Source organism: Emticicia oligotrophica DSM 17448 (genome assembly GCF_000263195.1).
Taxonomy (GTDB): domain Bacteria; phylum Bacteroidota; class Bacteroidia; order Cytophagales; family Spirosomataceae; genus Emticicia; species Emticicia oligotrophica.
In genome coordinates, this window is sequence record NC_018748.1 from 137,688 (window position 1) to 154,875 (window position 17,188).

The 17,188-nt window shown below is 35.5% G+C and carries 12 protein-coding genes and 2 tRNA genes; 5 read left to right on the plus strand and 9 right to left on the minus strand.

All coding sequences use genetic code 11. The features are described 5' to 3' along the window. Positions 1 to 10: 10 nt before the first annotated feature. The 5 genes from EMTOL_RS00590 to EMTOL_RS00610 all read right to left on the minus strand — a co-directional run bounded on the left by EMTOL_RS00590 (position 11) and on the right by EMTOL_RS00610 (position 6,425). Entirely contained in the window at positions 11 to 442 is a 432-nt protein-coding gene (locus EMTOL_RS00590; RefSeq protein WP_015027311.1) for an RrF2 family transcriptional regulator, read from the minus strand. Positions 443 to 562: 120 nt separating this feature from the next. Then, positions 563 to 1,852 carry an O-acetylhomoserine aminocarboxypropyltransferase/cysteine synthase family protein gene (locus EMTOL_RS00595; protein WP_015027312.1) on the minus strand — a complete coding sequence of 430 codons (1,290 nt, stop codon included), beginning with the start codon at positions 1,850 to 1,852 and terminating at the stop codon, positions 563 to 565. A 191-nt stretch (positions 1,853 to 2,043) separates the two neighbouring features. Beyond that, a complete protein-coding gene (locus EMTOL_RS00600) occupies positions 2,044 to 3,291 on the minus strand; it encodes a sterol desaturase family protein (RefSeq protein WP_015027313.1) in 1,248 nt (415 codons plus the stop codon). A 22-nt stretch (positions 3,292 to 3,313) separates the two neighbouring features. Next, positions 3,314 to 3,724 carry an RrF2 family transcriptional regulator gene (locus EMTOL_RS00605; protein WP_015027314.1) on the minus strand — a complete coding sequence of 137 codons (411 nt, stop codon included), beginning with the start codon at positions 3,722 to 3,724 and terminating at the stop codon, positions 3,314 to 3,316. A gap of 136 nt (positions 3,725 to 3,860) precedes the next feature. Beyond that, the gene (locus EMTOL_RS00610; RefSeq protein ID WP_015027315.1) at positions 3,861 to 6,425 is read right to left on the minus strand and encodes a TonB-dependent receptor; all 2,565 of its coding nucleotides are present in this window, start codon (positions 6,423 to 6,425) and stop codon (positions 3,861 to 3,863) included. A 451-nt stretch (positions 6,426 to 6,876) separates the two neighbouring features. On the opposite strand from EMTOL_RS00610, the gene mce reads away from it, so the two are divergent. Beyond that, the gene (mce, locus tag EMTOL_RS00615; protein ID WP_015027316.1) at positions 6,877 to 7,278 is read left to right on the plus strand and encodes a methylmalonyl-CoA epimerase; all 402 of its coding nucleotides are present in this window, start codon (positions 6,877 to 6,879) and stop codon (positions 7,276 to 7,278) included. 35 nt (positions 7,279 to 7,313) lie between these two features. Here the strand turns inward: mce and EMTOL_RS00620 are convergent, their stop codons facing one another. The 4 genes from EMTOL_RS00620 to pdxH all read right to left on the minus strand — a co-directional run bounded on the left by EMTOL_RS00620 (position 7,314) and on the right by pdxH (position 13,581). Beyond that, a complete protein-coding gene (locus tag EMTOL_RS00620) occupies positions 7,314 to 7,931 on the minus strand; it encodes a hypothetical protein (protein ID WP_015027317.1) in 618 nt (205 codons plus the stop codon). A gap of 216 nt (positions 7,932 to 8,147) precedes the next feature. Beyond that, positions 8,148 to 10,580: a phenylalanine--tRNA ligase subunit beta gene (gene pheT / locus EMTOL_RS00625; RefSeq protein ID WP_015027318.1), complete on the minus strand. Its 2,433-nt coding sequence runs from the start codon at positions 10,578 to 10,580 to the stop codon at positions 8,148 to 8,150. Positions 10,581 to 11,218: 638 nt separating this feature from the next. Further along, positions 11,219 to 12,820 (minus strand): GMC family oxidoreductase, encoded by a 1,602-nt coding sequence (locus EMTOL_RS00630; RefSeq protein WP_015027319.1) that lies wholly within the window; start codon positions 12,818 to 12,820, stop codon positions 11,219 to 11,221. 116 nt (positions 12,821 to 12,936) lie between these two features. Further along, positions 12,937 to 13,581 carry a pyridoxamine 5'-phosphate oxidase gene (pdxH, locus tag EMTOL_RS00635; RefSeq protein ID WP_015027320.1) on the minus strand — a complete coding sequence of 215 codons (645 nt, stop codon included), beginning with the start codon at positions 13,579 to 13,581 and terminating at the stop codon, positions 12,937 to 12,939. Between the two features lie 125 nt (positions 13,582 to 13,706). On the opposite strand from pdxH, the gene EMTOL_RS00640 reads away from it, so the two are divergent. From EMTOL_RS00640 to EMTOL_RS00655, 4 genes are all read left to right on the plus strand, one after another. Then, positions 13,707 to 15,851 (plus strand): DUF349 domain-containing protein, encoded by a 2,145-nt coding sequence (locus EMTOL_RS00640; RefSeq protein ID WP_015027321.1) that lies wholly within the window; start codon positions 13,707 to 13,709, stop codon positions 15,849 to 15,851. A 189-nt stretch (positions 15,852 to 16,040) separates the two neighbouring features. Beyond that, positions 16,041 to 16,113: transfer RNA gene (locus EMTOL_RS00645), tRNA-Thr, on the plus strand. A gap of 42 nt (positions 16,114 to 16,155) precedes the next feature. Beyond that, a tRNA-Thr gene (locus EMTOL_RS00650) sits at positions 16,156 to 16,228 on the plus strand. A gap of 125 nt (positions 16,229 to 16,353) precedes the next feature. Beyond that, positions 16,354 to 17,187, plus strand: a complete 834-nt coding sequence (locus EMTOL_RS00655; RefSeq protein WP_015027236.1) for an IS5 family transposase — start codon at positions 16,354 to 16,356, stop codon at positions 17,185 to 17,187. Position 17,188: the final 1 nt, after the last annotated feature.

A 17,188-nucleotide genomic window follows, 5' to 3' on the forward strand; every position in this document is an offset into this window, starting at 1 on the left:
AGACTTCCTTTTACAACGAATTAATATCTTTTTTAACTAAATCAACTAAATTAGTATTTTCATAAATTTCTAAATTAGCATTACGAATTTTCATCATAATTGGTCGAATACTACACAATTCTTCCGACTCACAATCATCACATTTCCCGTAGAAATTTACTGATACACAAGGAGTTGGTGCAATTGGTCCATCAATAATTCGAAGCACTTTTGCTACCGAAACTTCGGTTGGAGACATCCGAAGTAAATATCCTCCCCCCTTCCCTTTTTGACTTTTTAGCACCCCTTGATTTCGGAGTTCGAGCAAAATGGCTTCTAAAAATTTTTTAGGGATTTTTTCTTTAACCGCAATATCGTTTATTAAAGTTGGTTCATTAGATTCAAACTTTTCAGTGAGCACTTTTAAGGCTTTCAGAGCATATTTTGCTTTTTTAGAAATCATACTTTGATTATTTTCTACTTTCTGAGTGTAAATAACAAAGATTTATGCAAAATATAAAAATTTGACTCTAGTATTTAATCAAACAAGCCCTTCGGTTTTTCCAAAGGGCTTGTCAAAATATTAATCTAAAGCAGCAAATGCTTGCTCAATATCGGCTTTTATATCATCAAGGTGTTCTATTCCAACCGAAACCCTTAAAGCTGTTGGCTCAACACCCGCCGATTTTTGCTCGGCCTCTGAGAGCTGTGAGTGGGTGGTCGAAGCAGGGTGAATAATTAATGTTTTAGCATCACCTACGTTGGCCAAATGGCTAATGAGTTGCAAACTATTCACGAATTTTTCGGCTCTTTGCTTATCTCCTTTTAATTCGAATGATAATACTCCACCAAAACCTCTTTCAAAATATTTTTTTGCTAAAGCGTGGTGCGGACTACTTTCAAGGCCTAAATAATTAACGCTTTTCACTTGGTCATGCTTTTGTAACCATTGGGCTAGTCCAAGTGCATTTTCATTGGTTCTTTCTACACGTAAAGAAAGTGTCTCTAGTCCTTGCAACAATAAAAATGAATTAAATGGACTTGCAGCTGGACCCCAATCGCGTAAGCCTTCTACTCTAGCACGTATGATAAATTGGATGTTTCCAAATGGTCCACCAATTCCAAAAACATCATTCAACACTAAGCCATGATAACTTGGTGAAGGAGCCGTAAACTGCGGATATTTTCCATTTCCCCAATTAAACTTACCCGAATCGACAATTACGCCACCAATTGATGTACCATGCCCCCCTATCCACTTCGTTGCGGATTCAACTACAATATGTGCTCCGTGCTCAATCGGACGAACAATTGCTCCTCCAGCTCCAAATGTATTATCCACTATAATCGGTAAATCATATTTCTCTGCAAGTTTAGCAAATGCTTCAAAATCAGGTACACTAAAGCCCGGGTTTCCGATTGATTCTAAATAAATGAATTTTGTTTTTTCATCAATTAGTTTTTCAAAATTCTCTACTTTATCATCAGCAGCAAAACGAGCTTCTACGCCAATATTCTTGAAAGAGTTTTTGAATTGATTATAAGAACCACCATATAAATAAGGGGTTGTTACGAAATTATCACCAACCGTGGTGATATTATTGATGGCAATAAACTGTGCAGCATGACCCGAACTAACTGCCAAAGCAGCCACCCCACCTTCAAGTGCAGCAATGCGTTTTTCAAACACATCACTCGTTGGGTTCATGATTCTTGTATATATATTTCCAAACTCTTTCAAAGCAAAAAGATTAGCTCCGTGTTCGGCACTATTGAATGCATAAGAAGTTGTTTGATAAATCGGCACTGCCCTTGAATTAGTTGTTGGGTCAATACTCTGTCCAGCGTGAAGTTGAAGCGTTTCGAATTTCATTTTTATTGTAGTTTTATTGTTAAAATATGGCTGAAAATTATGGGATTTTACATTGAAAATATTATCCTATAAATCCGATAGACAAAGTAATAGATTATTTAAAATTATTCCTAAAAAACATCACTATATTTTTACTTAAGATTATGGTAAGGTTTCTGAAAACCTTACCTAATGCTAGTTTAGCTTAATCACTATTCAACCTTAACAAATAATTTCGACTCCAGATGCCCATAAATAAACCTTAAATAACTAACCTTTATCTTCGAAACAATATCAAAATCAAGGCTTAAAATGATGAGCGAGATAATTGCTATTATAGAAATTGTAGTTTGAGGGAAATACCATATAAATGGTAAAGATACTATGGCAACCCTAACAAATTCGATGTAAAACACCCAACGTCTTTGCTCTAAAATTGCACCACAGTTGATTAATGTGGCAATAATGGTCAGTGCAATGATGGTTTGCAAAAATATATTGATGTAATACTCGAAAAGTAAAAATATAAACAAAATCAGCAGCATCACACCCATCTGAATGAACACATATTGCTTGAATTTATTGGAATGTATTCTTACTTTATACTTCGATAATATTTTATGCTCCATAATCGAACGAGCTTCTGGGTCAAAAGCAATTGGAGAACCAAAAATAACTTTCAGCTTATTTAGTAATCCTTGTTTTTTTGATACTGCGTATGCAATTTCAAACAAAAAATGAAAATGCTGCCACAAGAAACTTTTACTTTCCAATTGTTTAGTTAGACCATAAACTGGAGTTTCGGTTTTTTCTGCAAAAGTGCCGAAAAGTTTATCCCAAATAATAAACATATCGCCATAGTTTTTATCTAAATAAACTTCATTACTGGCATGATGCACGCTATGATGAGTGGGTGTAACAATGATATATTCCAAGATTCCAAGTTTTCCGATGAGTTGTGTATGCGTAAAAAATGGGTAAACGCCATGAACTATCAATAAAATGCTAATCATATGTGGTGGAAAACCGATGACAGGCAAGATTGACCAAAACAATGTTCGAACAACAGCTTGGAAAATGGTAATACGGGTAGCCGCCGAGTAATTAAATTCTTCACTCGAATGATGGACTACATGGAAACCCCAAAAAAGATTGATTTCGTGCCCAAAACGGTGATACCAATACCAAATAAAATCAGTTGCTAAAAGCAAAGCAATCCAGAGTAAAATACTTGGTTTAATATCGAAAATAGCAAAATGCTTATGCAAATAAGCATAAAAGAAATAGAACCCTCCCGCCGTGAAAGAATCAATCAATCGCTCAGCAACTCCTACATTCAAATTGGCAATGGTCGTACTGAAACTATACAATTTAAGTCCTTTTCGCTTGGCAATGTAATATTCTAAAACAATAAAAAACAAGAAAAAAGGAATGGCAAAGGCAAAGATATTGTATTTCATTGCTGAATTGGATTTTAGTGAATTATAATATATCAGCTAAAGTCATATTCTCATAAACACTCAAATTTGCATCACGAACTTTCATCATCAATGGTCTGATTTTACAAGATTCTTCGCTTCCACAATCATCACATTTGCCATAAAAATGCAGTGAAACGCAAAGTGTTGGTGCAATCGGGCCATCAATCAACCGAATAAGTCTGGCTATAACAATTTCATTGGGAGGATTATTCAGAAAATATCCTCCATTTTTCCCTTGCGTACTACTCAAAATTCCCGCTCTACGTAAATCATGCAGAATAGTCTCTAGGAATTTTTTAGGCAAATTATCCTCAGATGCAATTTCGGTTAAAGTCAAAACTGGTTTAACCATATAACTCCTTGCCAACACACTAAGGGCTTTCAAGGCATATTTTGCTTTCTTGGTAATCATGTTTGTTGATGAAGATATACAAGGATTTTTATGACTTTTTCCTTTACTTGGCTCTTTAACTTTAACCCAAAACGAGTCGAATTTTTTGATTTAACCCGAGTTTCGAGTAAGTTCTCGAAACTCGGCATGCTATATTTTAGAATGTATATCTGAGTGTTGTTCCGTAAGTACGTGGGTCACCCAAAATACCTGCGTATTGTCCTGCACTTCCGGGAGCGGCTAATAATTGCTCGAAATAATCTTTGTTTAGTAGATTTCTGCCCCAAACATAAATTGAGAATCCATTCGATGCTCGGAAGCCTATACGTCCGTTGAGTAAGGAATAACCATCAATATTTAAGTATTGTGAAGGTGATGGACTTGATGAAAATTTCGAACGGAAGAAAACATCAAGAGCGGCAAAATAATTTCCTTTCCATTGGAACAAACTGCCTTTGGTAGTCGCTTCTGCCCCAAATGAACCCGACCATTTTGAAATACCTGGCAATGCTCCTCCCGAAATATCTTTGAACGCTTGTGCCCCACCTACTTCTTCCAAAGGAACTGGTGCGTTGGTGAACGATACATATTTCCCATCGGTATATGCTACTGCACCTGTAAAGGTAAAGTGGTCGATTTTTACATTTCCATCAACTTCCACACCTAATACTCTTACTTTTTCTGCATTTGCCAAATAACCTCTGTTCACCCCAGGTTCAGGTGTTTGTACCTGTGTTTGGTAGTTCTTGATTTCATCATCAAAAAATACCAAGTTTAAAATCGAGTTAGTGGTTGGCTTGGTTTTTACTCCAAATTCGTAGTGTTTTACAAACTCAGGTTTCACACGTGCAAGATCAATTAATACCTGCCCATTGGCCGTTGGCAAACCGCCGATATTTACACCAACTGGCTTATAACTAACCGAATAAGTAGCAAAAGCATTGATTGATTTATCTACTTTGTATTGTAGCGTAAGTTGGCCTGAGAAGTTTCCTTCAGTAGCCTCAGTATCAAATGATTGGTTGGTGTAAACTGCATTTTTAAGAGCTAAAAGGGCGGCATCAGTAGTTTGTAATCCACCGTAAGTTTCTCTTTTATAATTGGCTGTTTTCTTGTCATAATTATATCGTACACCTGGTAATACGTGTAGTTTTTCAGTGATTGCCCAATCAGCTTGACCAAAAACAGCTAAACTTGTACTTTGAATTCGGTTGGTTGTACGAATCCCAAAATTATCGAATAAACCAGGGGTTTTCCATAAAGCACTAGTTGAGCTTTGTGCAAAACGCCATTGAGCCGAACCCGCCTCTTCGGTTTGTACTGGGTCAGAATTCAAATCTTGCCATAGACCAAATAAGCCCACCACTCCACTCAATTTCGATGAGATTTTGCCTGAATAACGTACCTCTTGCGACCATTGCTCATGCTTTGAATTTCCTGAAGAAATTGTAAAAATTGGTAAACCTGTATAGTCACGGTCATTCAATGGCGTCCATTCCCAATAACGCCATGCAGTAGTTGAAGTTAAGGTACCCTTGCCTATTTTAATATCAGCATTCAACGAAACACCACCCAATTGGTTATCTGCTTTTGATGGCGTATCAAGGTCAACAATTCTTTCGAAAGGACTGCTGTAAGGTAGTTTATAATTCAAATCAGCAATAATAGCATTAAACTGACGATAGGCCGCACGCTTGGTAGTAACTACCCCTGCCACTGGCCAACCATAGCCATTAGGCTTTTGGTCTGTCACATCAGCAATAAAGGTGATTTTAATTTTATCGGTTGGGGTATATAAAAGTTGTCCTCTAATTCCCAAGTTATTAATATCATTCATGCGTTGTTGCGTTTTGACATTATACAACAAACCATCTCTTTGTGTACCAGAAAATGATATTCTAGCCGCTAATTTCTTACTCAATGGCCCCGAAACCGAACCTTTAGCTTGAATATATCCATAGTTTCCGTAGCTAAGTTCGAAACTTGCAGTTGGATCGAAGCTCGCTTCGCGTGTAGTAATATTGAAGGCTCCAGCAGTCGTATTTTTACCAAACAAAGTTCCTTGTGGCCCACGAAGAACTTCTACTCTATCAATATCGACAAAATCTAAAGCGGTGGCAGCGGGACGAGCATAATACACACCATCTACATAAAAACCTACGCCTGGGTCAATGCCATCATTAGTTAGACCAAAAGTCGAACCCAAACCCCGAATATTGAGCGTAGTGTTACGGGCATTTGATGCATAAAGCTGAACCGTAGGAACTAACTCTTTCAATCGGTTTACGTTGAAGGCTCCTGCATCTTCAGCAGTTGCACCTCTGATTACTGAAATTGGTATGGGAATATCTTGTACGGCTTCCTGACGACGACGTGATGAAACCACAACATCTTCTAATTGATTGACATTTTCATCGAGTTTGATAATAACTTTACTTTCATTGATAATCAACTCTTTTTTCAAGTATCCAACATAAGTAATGATTACGGTAAAAGGTAATTTCTGACCAGTAATGAGGGCAAACTCACCATTGGCATCGGTTGTCGCACCGTTGGTGGTTCCTTTAATCGCAACGGTTGCTCCGATTAATATTTCATTGGTTCGAGAATCAACAACTTTACCCGAAACAGTGGCGTTGATGATAGGTTTATCTTGTGCAGTAAGTGTGTTATAGAGGCCAACAGCCAATAAGAATACTATTGAATTTAGAAGTTTTTTCATTAATTTTAATCGTTTAATGTAAAATAAGGTCTGGACAAGTAGTTTTTCGACTACTGTCTGGTTTCATTTGGTGATGATTTTATCAGCATTAAACTCCGACCAGCTTGGTGGCAGCCTCGCTGGTCTTTGTTTTTTTATGCTATCAACAAATAATTTTCTGCGGTTTAAAGTCTATCATTTTTAACATGTATCATGTTTTTTAATTTGATGACACAAATATACAAAATCCATATACTCTACCAATTTTATAGAGTTATATTTTATAAAATTCATTATTAAATACAAGATTTTATTAGAAAAGGGAAAAAGTAGATAATGATTCTTGCTATTGATGTCATAACTTAATAAAAATGTATTATCTATACTATTTAGCAGGATTTCATGAAGTTAGTTAGATATTCTAATCAAAATGACATTTATTTGATAGATTATCTAATGAATTTTCAAAAATATGCTGACAAACGTAGAACATATAGGAATTGCAGTGAAAGACATTGCATCTTCAAATGAATTATTCACAAAACTGTTCAATATTCCCCACTACAAATCTGAAAGTGTAGAAAGTGAGGGAGTAAATACTTCTTTCTTCAAAATCAATGAAACTAAAATTGAATTGTTAGAAGCCACAAATCCAGAAAGTGCAATAGCTAAATTTATTGAGAAAAAAGGTGAAGGTATTCATCACATTGCTTTTGAAGTAGATGATATTTTGGCGGAAATGGAAAGACTAAAAGCGGAGGGTTTTACTTTATTAAATGAAGTACCCAAAAAAGGTGCTGATAATAAATTAGTCTGTTTCTTACACCCAAAAGGAACAAATGGGGTATTAATTGAATTATGTCAAGAAATATGAGATATAGAATCTCATATTTCTTGTATAACATCTGCTTAAATCGCTCCTTTGACAAAATCTAAAATTCCAGCAAGTTGATTCCTTACTGCTGGTTCTGCTACTTTAGCGGTCATTCCACCTTTACTAAGAGTAGCAATACCAGAAATTGCAGTATTGAGAAATCCACCTAATTTTTTTTGAGAATCTGTTCCTAAAACTGATAAACCAGTTTTCATTAAACCTAAGTTTTTGGTTAGACCACTGGTATTTCCAAGCAAACTTGAACCTCCTAAGGCACTTTCAATCCTCTTTGCGGCTAAGAGCATTTTTACGGTATTAACCACTTTTTTAAGCATATCCCCTTTCAATAAACCACTCTTCACCAAGGGAGTCAATTTCTGTAAAGCACTAACTTGCCCAATTAATTTATCTTTAAAATTACCCGTATATCCTTTAGTCTCTTTTTCAACGGCGGCCGTACTTGCGGTCAATGCACTGAAAAGGGCATTTTTATCTCCAGTAACTTCCGCTTCGAGGGCTTTATCCAGTAAAATTTCAGGGGTGGTTGTCTCTTCTTGAATAAAATTTACTTTGAGATGATAGGCTACACTTTCATTCATAACCCCAACATTCAACATAGCTACCGAAATAGCCAGTAATACATTCTTTTTCATTTGTAAAATATTTTAGTTTTTACGTTGGACGAGAGAAACAGAAAATAGCCACAATTTTTTAATTAAGAAATTAGCCTATTTTTCAAAAAAGGGTAATTCGTACATGAATTCACAATCAGATTAAACAAAAAAAATCGGACTTTAGGGGTCCGATTTTTTTATTAAACTTCTGAAATGAGCTTCAATAGCCAATATCTCAAAGTCAACTATAAAATTTTATTTTCTAATTACTGCACCTAACTCTTTTTCGTAGGCAGTAATTAATCTTTGCATCGTTTTGTCAATCACTTCATCTGTCAAAGTTTTCTCTTTATCAATTAAGGTAAAACTAACTGAGTAAGATTTTTTACCCTCTCCAAGTTTTTCACCTGCATAGACATCAAAAACATTTACACTTTGTAATAATGCTTTTTCGGTTTTGTTAGCAATGGCAATCACCTGCTCAAACTTCACTTCGGCATCAATTACTAAAGAAAGGTCACGGCGTACTTCTGGGAATTTAGGAATTTCAACAAAAGCAACTTTACCTGAATATTGTTTCAATAAGTATTCCCAATCGAAATCGGCATAGAAAACGGCCTGTTTAACATCTGCTAATTTTGCCAATTGAGGTTTTACTAAGCCTAAACTTACAATAGGTTTCTTATTAACAAGGTATGTTAAACCATATTGAAATACGGCCGAATCTGCTTCTTGTGTATCAAATTTCGTTACTTTCATGGCCTTTAATACTTTCTGCACAACCAATGCCAAATCATGAAAAGTAAGTGGTGTATTAGGGCTTGTCCAAGATTCATTTTGGCGATTCCCCGTCATCCAAATGCCTAAATGTTTGTTTTCTTTGTATTTATCTTCTTTCTTGAAATAGCTACGACCAAATTCAAATAATTTTAAATCTTTTTGACGACGATTGATATTATATGCAACCGACTCCATTCCAGTAAGTAATAGACTTTGGCGTAAAACCGAAAGTTCTTCACTCAAAGGATTTAACAATTTCACCTCATCGCCTTTAGCAATAGCCGTTAAGGCTTCATTGTAAGATGGACGAGTAATTGAAAGCGTTTGAATTTCATTGAAACCATTGGCAGCCAACAAATCAATCAAACGAAATTGCAATTTATCGGCATCTTTTTCAGCAAAGGCCGATAAAAAATCTGTTTGAAGATTTTCAGAAAGCTCAATATTATCAAAGCCGTAAATACGTAAAATTTCCTCAATTACATCGGCTTCACGAGTTACATCTACACGGTAAGGAGGTACACTCACTTGCATTTCGTTACCGTTATCGCTTACTACCTCGATATCAAGGCTATTCAAGATTTTACGAATCAATCTATCATCTAAATTCTTGCCTATCAAGCGATTAATATTTTTATGCTTAACGGTAAATTCAAAATTACCAATCGGATTTGGGTAAACATCTTGCATACCCGAAAGGATTTCTCCACCCGCTACTTCTTGAATCAATACCGCCGCTAAACGGATTGCATAAGGAGGCATATTTGGGTCTGTTCCACGCTCATAACGGAATGAAGCATCGGTTTTTAAGCCGTGGAAAGTAGCAGTACGACGAACCCAAACTGGATTAAAATAAGCTACTTCTAAAAATACATTTTGTGTTTCGTTTTTGATTCCCGACTTCTGTCCACCAAAAACACCAGCAATCGCCATTGGTTCTTCAGCATTACAAACCATAAGGTCGTTGCCCGAAAGTGTACGTTCTACCCCATCAAGGGTTGTAAACTTTGTACCTTTTTCTGGTACTCTCACTACAATCTTATGACCTTTTACTTCATCGGCATCAAAAGCGTGCATTGGCTGCCCAAGTGTATGGCAGATATAATTTGTAATATCAACAATATTATTAATTGGATTTAAACCAATGGCCAAAAGAGCATTTTTAAGCCAAGAAGGTGATTCTTGTACTTTCACTCCTCTAATTTCTAGACCACAGAAACGTGGACAAGCCTCATTATTTTCAATAGAAATCTCAAAATCAGTTGTCTGTGAAACTGGATTGAAATTTTCAACTGAAGGCATTTTTATTTCACGACCTAAAACCGCACGGAGGTCACGTGCAACACCTAAATGGGAAGCAGCATCAGCACGGTTTGGTGTAAGACCAATTTCAATTTGATAATCAGATTCAAATGATTTTCCAACAGATTTGAAGTACTCAATCGCTGGAGTACCATTGGGTAAATTAGTATCCAAGACCATAATTCCCTCATGCGAGTTTCCTATGCCGAGTTCATCTTCTGCACAAATCATACCTTCAGATGGATGACCATAAACCTTACGTTTTTCAATAACAAACGATTTCCCGTCAGCAAAATAAATAGTCGTACCAAGTGTAGCAACAATTACTTTTTGTCCTGCTCTAACATTTGACGCACCACATACGATAGTTGAAGGGGTTTCGGCACCGATACCCACAGTCGTAAGGCTTAGTTGCTTGTCTTTTACCATAAAAGGCTCGCAAGTAAGTACCTCACCTACTACAAAACCTTTCAAACCACCCTTAATCGACTCAATTTCTTCGATACCTTCTACTTCCAAACCCGTAGAGGTTAGTAATTTTCCAATTTCCTCGGCCGATTCCTGAATATCAATCAAGCCCTTTAACCAATTGTACGAAATTTTCATTTATATGCTGTAAGTTATTATCAATCTTTTTCGGCTTCCGAAATTTTGTGCAAAGGTAATGTTTTTTGGGCATTTCTCCATACCTGCCCAAACGCATCCATTTGATAACTTTATTATTTTTTCTTAATTAATGGCATTGGGTTTGTTAGGTATAAGGAATCATTAGACAATTCTATAAATAATAACAAATACTAGCAGAAATCATTTAATGTATCCGCTAGGTAAAATTATTTATAAATCTTACTAATTGGCACATATTTAGCTAAAGTTAGAGATAAGTGCAATTAATAAAAATGTTTTCCTAATAACCATTTATAACATTTGATTTACTGTATAAACAACAACTTTAGTAGAAATCTGTAAGTGAAGTGAACCTTCACGTACTTTTAGAAAATATTTTTTTCTATCACTTTAGAGCGTTTTACTTTGATTTAATAAGACTTAAAAATTAAAGAAAGAAGCCAAATTTATTAAAAGTTTAGGGCAATAAGGGAGTTTCAACTAAATAGGTAATTAGTAGTCAAAAGAATAAAAAAGTTAAATTTTTTTAAATTGATTAGAGTAGATAAATTACAGTTAAAGTATGCAGCGGAGTATCATTGTTTGATACTCCGTTTTTTAATGTAGTTAATTTAAAATCACCCTAATATCATATCCGCTCCCTTCTCTGCAATCATATATACAGGTGCATTTGTATTTCCAGAAACGATGGTAGGCATAATCGAGGCATCAATAACCCTCAAACCCTCAATGCCACGCACCCTTAATTCATCATCAACAACTGCCATTTCATCATTACCCATCTTACAAGTACCAACAGGGTGATAAACTGTTTCAAGTTGTTTTTTTAAGTGAAGCATAATTGAGTCATCTGAACTTACATCTGGAGGTGTAATCATTTTTTTACGGTAAACATCAAAGGCTGGTGCTTGAATTACTTCAATGGCTTTCTTTGCTGCTTTAAGTAATGTAACTTGGTCTTGTTCTTCTGATAAAAAATTAGGTTGTATGATAGGTGCTCCATACAAATCCTCATTGTTTAGCTTTACATATCCTCTACTTTCAGGACGTAATAAAGTAGGTAGTATCGAAAAACCATCAATGTGTGGAAATGTATTCAAATCATAAAAATCATAATTATAGTCATCGCCTAATTGTAAAGAAGCAAAATGAAATTGATAATTCACACGCTCAGGACTGTCATCGGTCATCCAAAAAGCAGCAGATTCCAATGGACTTATTGTAAACACTCCCTTTTTGGAAATAATATATTTACCCAAACCTATTAATTGGTTTAATGGCGTTAGATGATGATTTTGTCCTAACTGTTGTTTTGAAATTGCACTAACTCCGGAAAAAAGATGGTCTTGAAGGTTTTTTCCTACACCTGCTAAATTTTTCTTGCATTCAATATTACTTTTTTTCAATTCATCAGCTTCACCCACTCCAGAAAGCATCAGGATTTGAGGAGAAGCAAATGCACCCGCAGACAAAATTACTTCTTTATTGACAAACGCCTTTTCAGTGGTATGTTTTGAAGTAAAATACTCTACTCCTACTGCTTTGTCATTTTCAATTAAGATTTTCTTCACTGGACAATTTGTTTGTACAGTTAAATTTTTACGATATTTCACTGGCTTTAAAAAAGCACTGGCAGCACTATATCGTTTGGCATTTTTGATTGTAAATTGTAATCGGCTTGCACCTGCCTGTTCAGCACCATTGTAGTCATTATTTCTCTTGATTCCACTTTCATCACAAGCTTCAACGAAAGCATCAGAAAAAGGGGTATCAAATCTGTTGGCAAATGTTACATTCAGTAAACCACCCTGGCCATGATATTCGTTTGAAATTTGTTCGTTATGCTCGGATTTTATAAAATAAGGCAGTACATCTTCATAACTCCATCCCTTATTACCAAGTTTTGCCCAATCATTATAATCTTCTTTATTACCTCTAACATAAGCCATAGCATTGGTCGAGCTACTACCACCCAGTGTTTTGCCACGTGGTAGATATATTCTTCGCCCTAATACATGCTCTTGTGGCTCTGTGCTAAAACCCCAATCAACTTCTGTTTTAAATAATTTTGCGTAGCCCGCTGGAATATGTATTTCCATTTTCTTATCTGGCCCCCCAGCTTCGATTAATAATACCTTATTCGAAGGATTTTCTGAAAGTCGGTTAGCTAAAACACAGCCAGCAGAACCAGCTCCAATTATAATGAAGTCGTAACGCATAGTTGAATAGGTTGATGTTTGTTTATAGTTAGGTTGAAATTTAGTGAAAGATATGAATATTTTTTAATCAAAACTATATTAAAATATCTTTCACTAAAGTTAATCATTGTTGAAAACTATGGTGAAAGTCGTTCGATTTTCCAGTTCTCAGCATCTTTCGTAAATAAAATCCTATCATGTAAACGATTGGCTCTTCCTTGCCAAAATTCAATCCTTTCAGGAATGACACAATAACCGCCCCAATGAGCTGGTCTTGGAATTACTTCTAAATCTTTAAACTTAGTTTCCAGTTCAGCTAAACGGTTTTCTAAAACTTCTCTGCTAGTAATAACCGAACTTTGATCAGATACCCAAGCACCTATTTGGCTACCCCTCGGCCGTGAATGAAAGTAAGCATCTGATTCTGCTTCACTTACTTTTTCTATACTTCCTTCAATTCTAACTTGTCGCTCAAGTTCTCCCCAAAGAAATGTAAGAGACACAAAAGGTACTTCTGCTATTTGATTTCCCTTGTTACTTCTATAATTAGTATAAAATGTAAATCCATTTTGGTCAAAGCCTTTTAATAATACAACTCTACCGTGTGCTCTACCTCCCGAAATGGTCGATAAGGTCATGGCATTAGGCTCTAAAATTTGAGCATTCAATGCTTCTTCAAACCATTTACCAAATTGCTCGTATGGATTTGTTAAAACATTTTCCTCTAACAGTTCGTTTCGTGTGTAAGATTGCCTTAAAGCGGCTATATGTGTTTTATTCATTTGATTTGCAACGTTTTTATATTTTTTTTCGTATATAACAGTATAAGGATAAAGAAGTTTTTAAAACCTAAAACAATTCTTATTACATTTGCAAATCTAATGAGAACTTTTCAGAACATTTAGAAATGACCAATAAAGAATTGGACTTAACAGAAAACGCCGCGGATACTACAATTGACGAAGAATTATCTTCTGCAAATGTAGAGCAATCTACTGAAAATGTAGATAAAATAAAAATTGAGGAAACAGCCAAAGATAATATGAACGAGCAAAAAGACACAATCGAAATTGCAACCGAAGTGAAGGTTGAAGAAGCAGCTAATACAGTTCAAAATGAAGTAGTTGAAGAAACTACAGAGAATAACGTAGCAAGCGAAGTGGTAAATACAATAGAAGAAACCCCAACTACTATCGAACCAATTACTGCACAAGAAGTAGTTGATAGTAATGATAACATAGCTTCCATCGAACCAATTGATGAAGAAGTTTCTATTGCTGAAGATGTCGATTATAGCAACTTCACTAAAAAAGATTTTGTTGAACTTGCCGAAAAACTTTTGGCCTCAATTAAAGCTGATACCGTAAGCGTTTCTGATGTAAAAAACGCAGATGTAGTAATGCGTGAAATCAAGCCAATTTTTGATGACCTCAAAGCAAAAGAAAAAGTAGAAGCATTAAAAAAATATATTGCAGATAATGGTAACAATGAAGGATTTGAATACAAAAACGATAATTATATTGTTCGCTTCGAATCCCTCAATGCACAAATCAGAGATACCAAAAATGCTTTCTTCCAAAAAATCGAGCGTTTGAAAGAAGATTATTTCGAACGTAAAACTCAATTACTTCAACGTTTACGCGAAGTGGTTGATGAAGAAGAAAAAGGTGGTACAAAAAGTAACTGGCAAGAATTTAAGAAAATTCAGGAAGATTGGAAAAATGCCGGAAATGTAAATTCACCGCATAATACCAGTTTATGGTCTGCATACAACGCTTTAGTTGATAGATATTTTAGTATTCGTCATATCCAAAACGAATTAAAAGACCTAGATCGCAAGAAAAATTTCAACGCAAAAGCTGATATCGTTTCTAAAATTGAAGCAATTGCTCAATCAATTGGTGGAGAAGGCCTTTCAAACTCAACCCTCCGCCAGGCGAATGATTTACTTGAAGAATATAAGCACATTGGCCCTGCAGCACGCGAAGCACAAGAAGAACTTTGGCAACGCCTGAAAGCCGCTTTTGATATTATTCATAACAAACGTCGTGAGCAGACTGCCCAAGCAAATCAATTACAAGATGAAATTTATGCGGCCAAAGCTCGCTTAGTAGAAAACCTCAAGCCTTATATTCAGTTCAACACCGATAGCATTAACGAGTGGAACGCCAAAACTAAAGAAGTAATGGCTATTCAAGACCAATGGAATGCCATCAAAGGTGCGATGCCTAAAGATAAAGGCAAGGAAATAAGTCGTGAATTTTGGGGTCAGTTGAAAACTTTCTTCCGTAACAAAGGTGATTTCTTTGCGAAATTAGAAGCACAAAGAGAAGAAAACTTAAAAGCAAAAACTATCCTTTGCGAACAAGTAGAGGCTTTAGTCGCATCAGGTGATTATTCTGCTGCATTTACAGATAAGGTAGTTGAACTACAAAAAACATGGAAAACGATTGGCCACGTTCCTGAAAAAATGAAAGATAAAATTTACGAGCGTTTCAAAAAAGCTTGTGATACTTTCTTTGATGGAAAGCGTGCCAAAGGCAATGCAATTGAAGCGGAATATGAAGAAAATTTAAAGCAAAAAATTGCGATTTGTGAAGAAATTGAAGCCTTAGCGAAAAGTGGAGATACGCAACTTTCAAAACTTGCAGAGTTTAAAGCTCAATACAATGCTATTGGTTTTGTACCTCGCAAAGACATGCAAAGCACCCAACGCCGTTTTGTAGATGCTATCAACTCATTTGTAAAAGGTAGCAGTGGAATCAGCGGAGCAGAGAAAGAAAAAATGGTTCTACAAAACGAAGTTGAAGTAGTAACTAAAGGAGAAAAAGGTGGTTCTAAAGAATTAGACAAAAAAGAGAATGACATCCGTCGTAAAATGAAAACCATCGAAGATGATATTCATTTGTGGCAAAATAATATTGAGTTTTTCGCTCGTTCAAAAAATGCATCTTCGGTTCGTGCTGAATACGAAACCAAAATTAAAGGGGCAGAAAAAGAGTTGAACGAACTCAAACAAAAATTAAAGATTATTATTGCCGCTGGCGAATAATACAGAAAAATAGAGAGCTTGAAAAAGTTCTCTATTTTTTTAAATTACTGACTTCCAATTAGTTAGAAGTAAACAGAAAAAATATTAAGAAAAATTTCAAAAAATACTTGCTTAATTAAGTATATCAGACTAATTTTGCACCACGATAACAAAATAACGGCCTCAAAAGCCAAAAATGTTAAAGTAATTGCCTCCATAGCTCAGCTGATAGAGCAACTGACTTGTAATCAGTAGGTCGCTGGTTTGATCCCGGCTGGGGGCTCTAAAGTTCACAAAATACTTTTCAAAAATTTGTAAAAATAATGCCTCCATAGCTCAGCTGATAGAGCAACTGACTTGTAATCAGTAGGTCGCTGGTTTGATCCCGGCTGGGGGCTCTGAAAATCCTAAATTGAAAAGTTTAGGATTTTTTTGTTTTATACACTTCGAGGTTGTTTAGTATTATAAAAAGATTCCCAAAATAGGTTGAATTTTGTGGTGCGAATCATCAAAAAGACCTACAGTGGAAATCTTGAGTAAAAATACGATTGAACAATATATATTACCAAATTTAAGTATTGGTTTACGTGGAAAAGAGTGTGAAATAGAACAGTTGACAGCTATTGTTTCAGCAATTTTATATCGTTTGAAAACAGGTTGTCAATGGCGTCAACTGCCAGTAAAGCAATTTTTTAATAATAAGGTTTTAACATGGCAAGGAGTCTATTATCACTTTAATGAATGGGTCAAGGACGGCTCTTGGACAAAAGTTTGGATAAATATTTTAGCATCAAACTATTCATATTTAGACTTATCTTGTATCCAACTTGATGGTAGTCATACACTTGCCAAACGTGGAGGTGAAGCTGTTGGGTATCAAGGTCGAAAAGCATCAAAAACAACTAATTTGCTCTTTTTAGCTGATAATCAGGGACAAATGTTGGCATGTGCCAGCCCACAAGAAGGAAAACACAACGACCTTTATAATATTCAGGAACTCTTTGAAGAACTGTGTCAAATGCTCATAAAAGCAGGAATTAATCTCAGAGGCCTTTTTCTAAATGCTGATGCTGGATTCGATAGCAAAGAATTTCGTCAAATTTGTAAAAATAAAGAAATTGAAGCCAATATTGATGTTAATTCTCGAAATAACAAAATAGAAAATCAATCTACTGAATATCAGCATTTTGATGAAGAGTTATACAAACGACGAGTACTCATTGAGCACGCTAATGCTTGGATGGATAGTTTCAAAGCATTACTTGTCAGGTTTGAAACGAAAGCAATTAACTGGGTGGCTTTAAATTTATTGGCATTCTCAGTTCGTTTTTTACGAAAAATTAAATATAAAAGTTAAT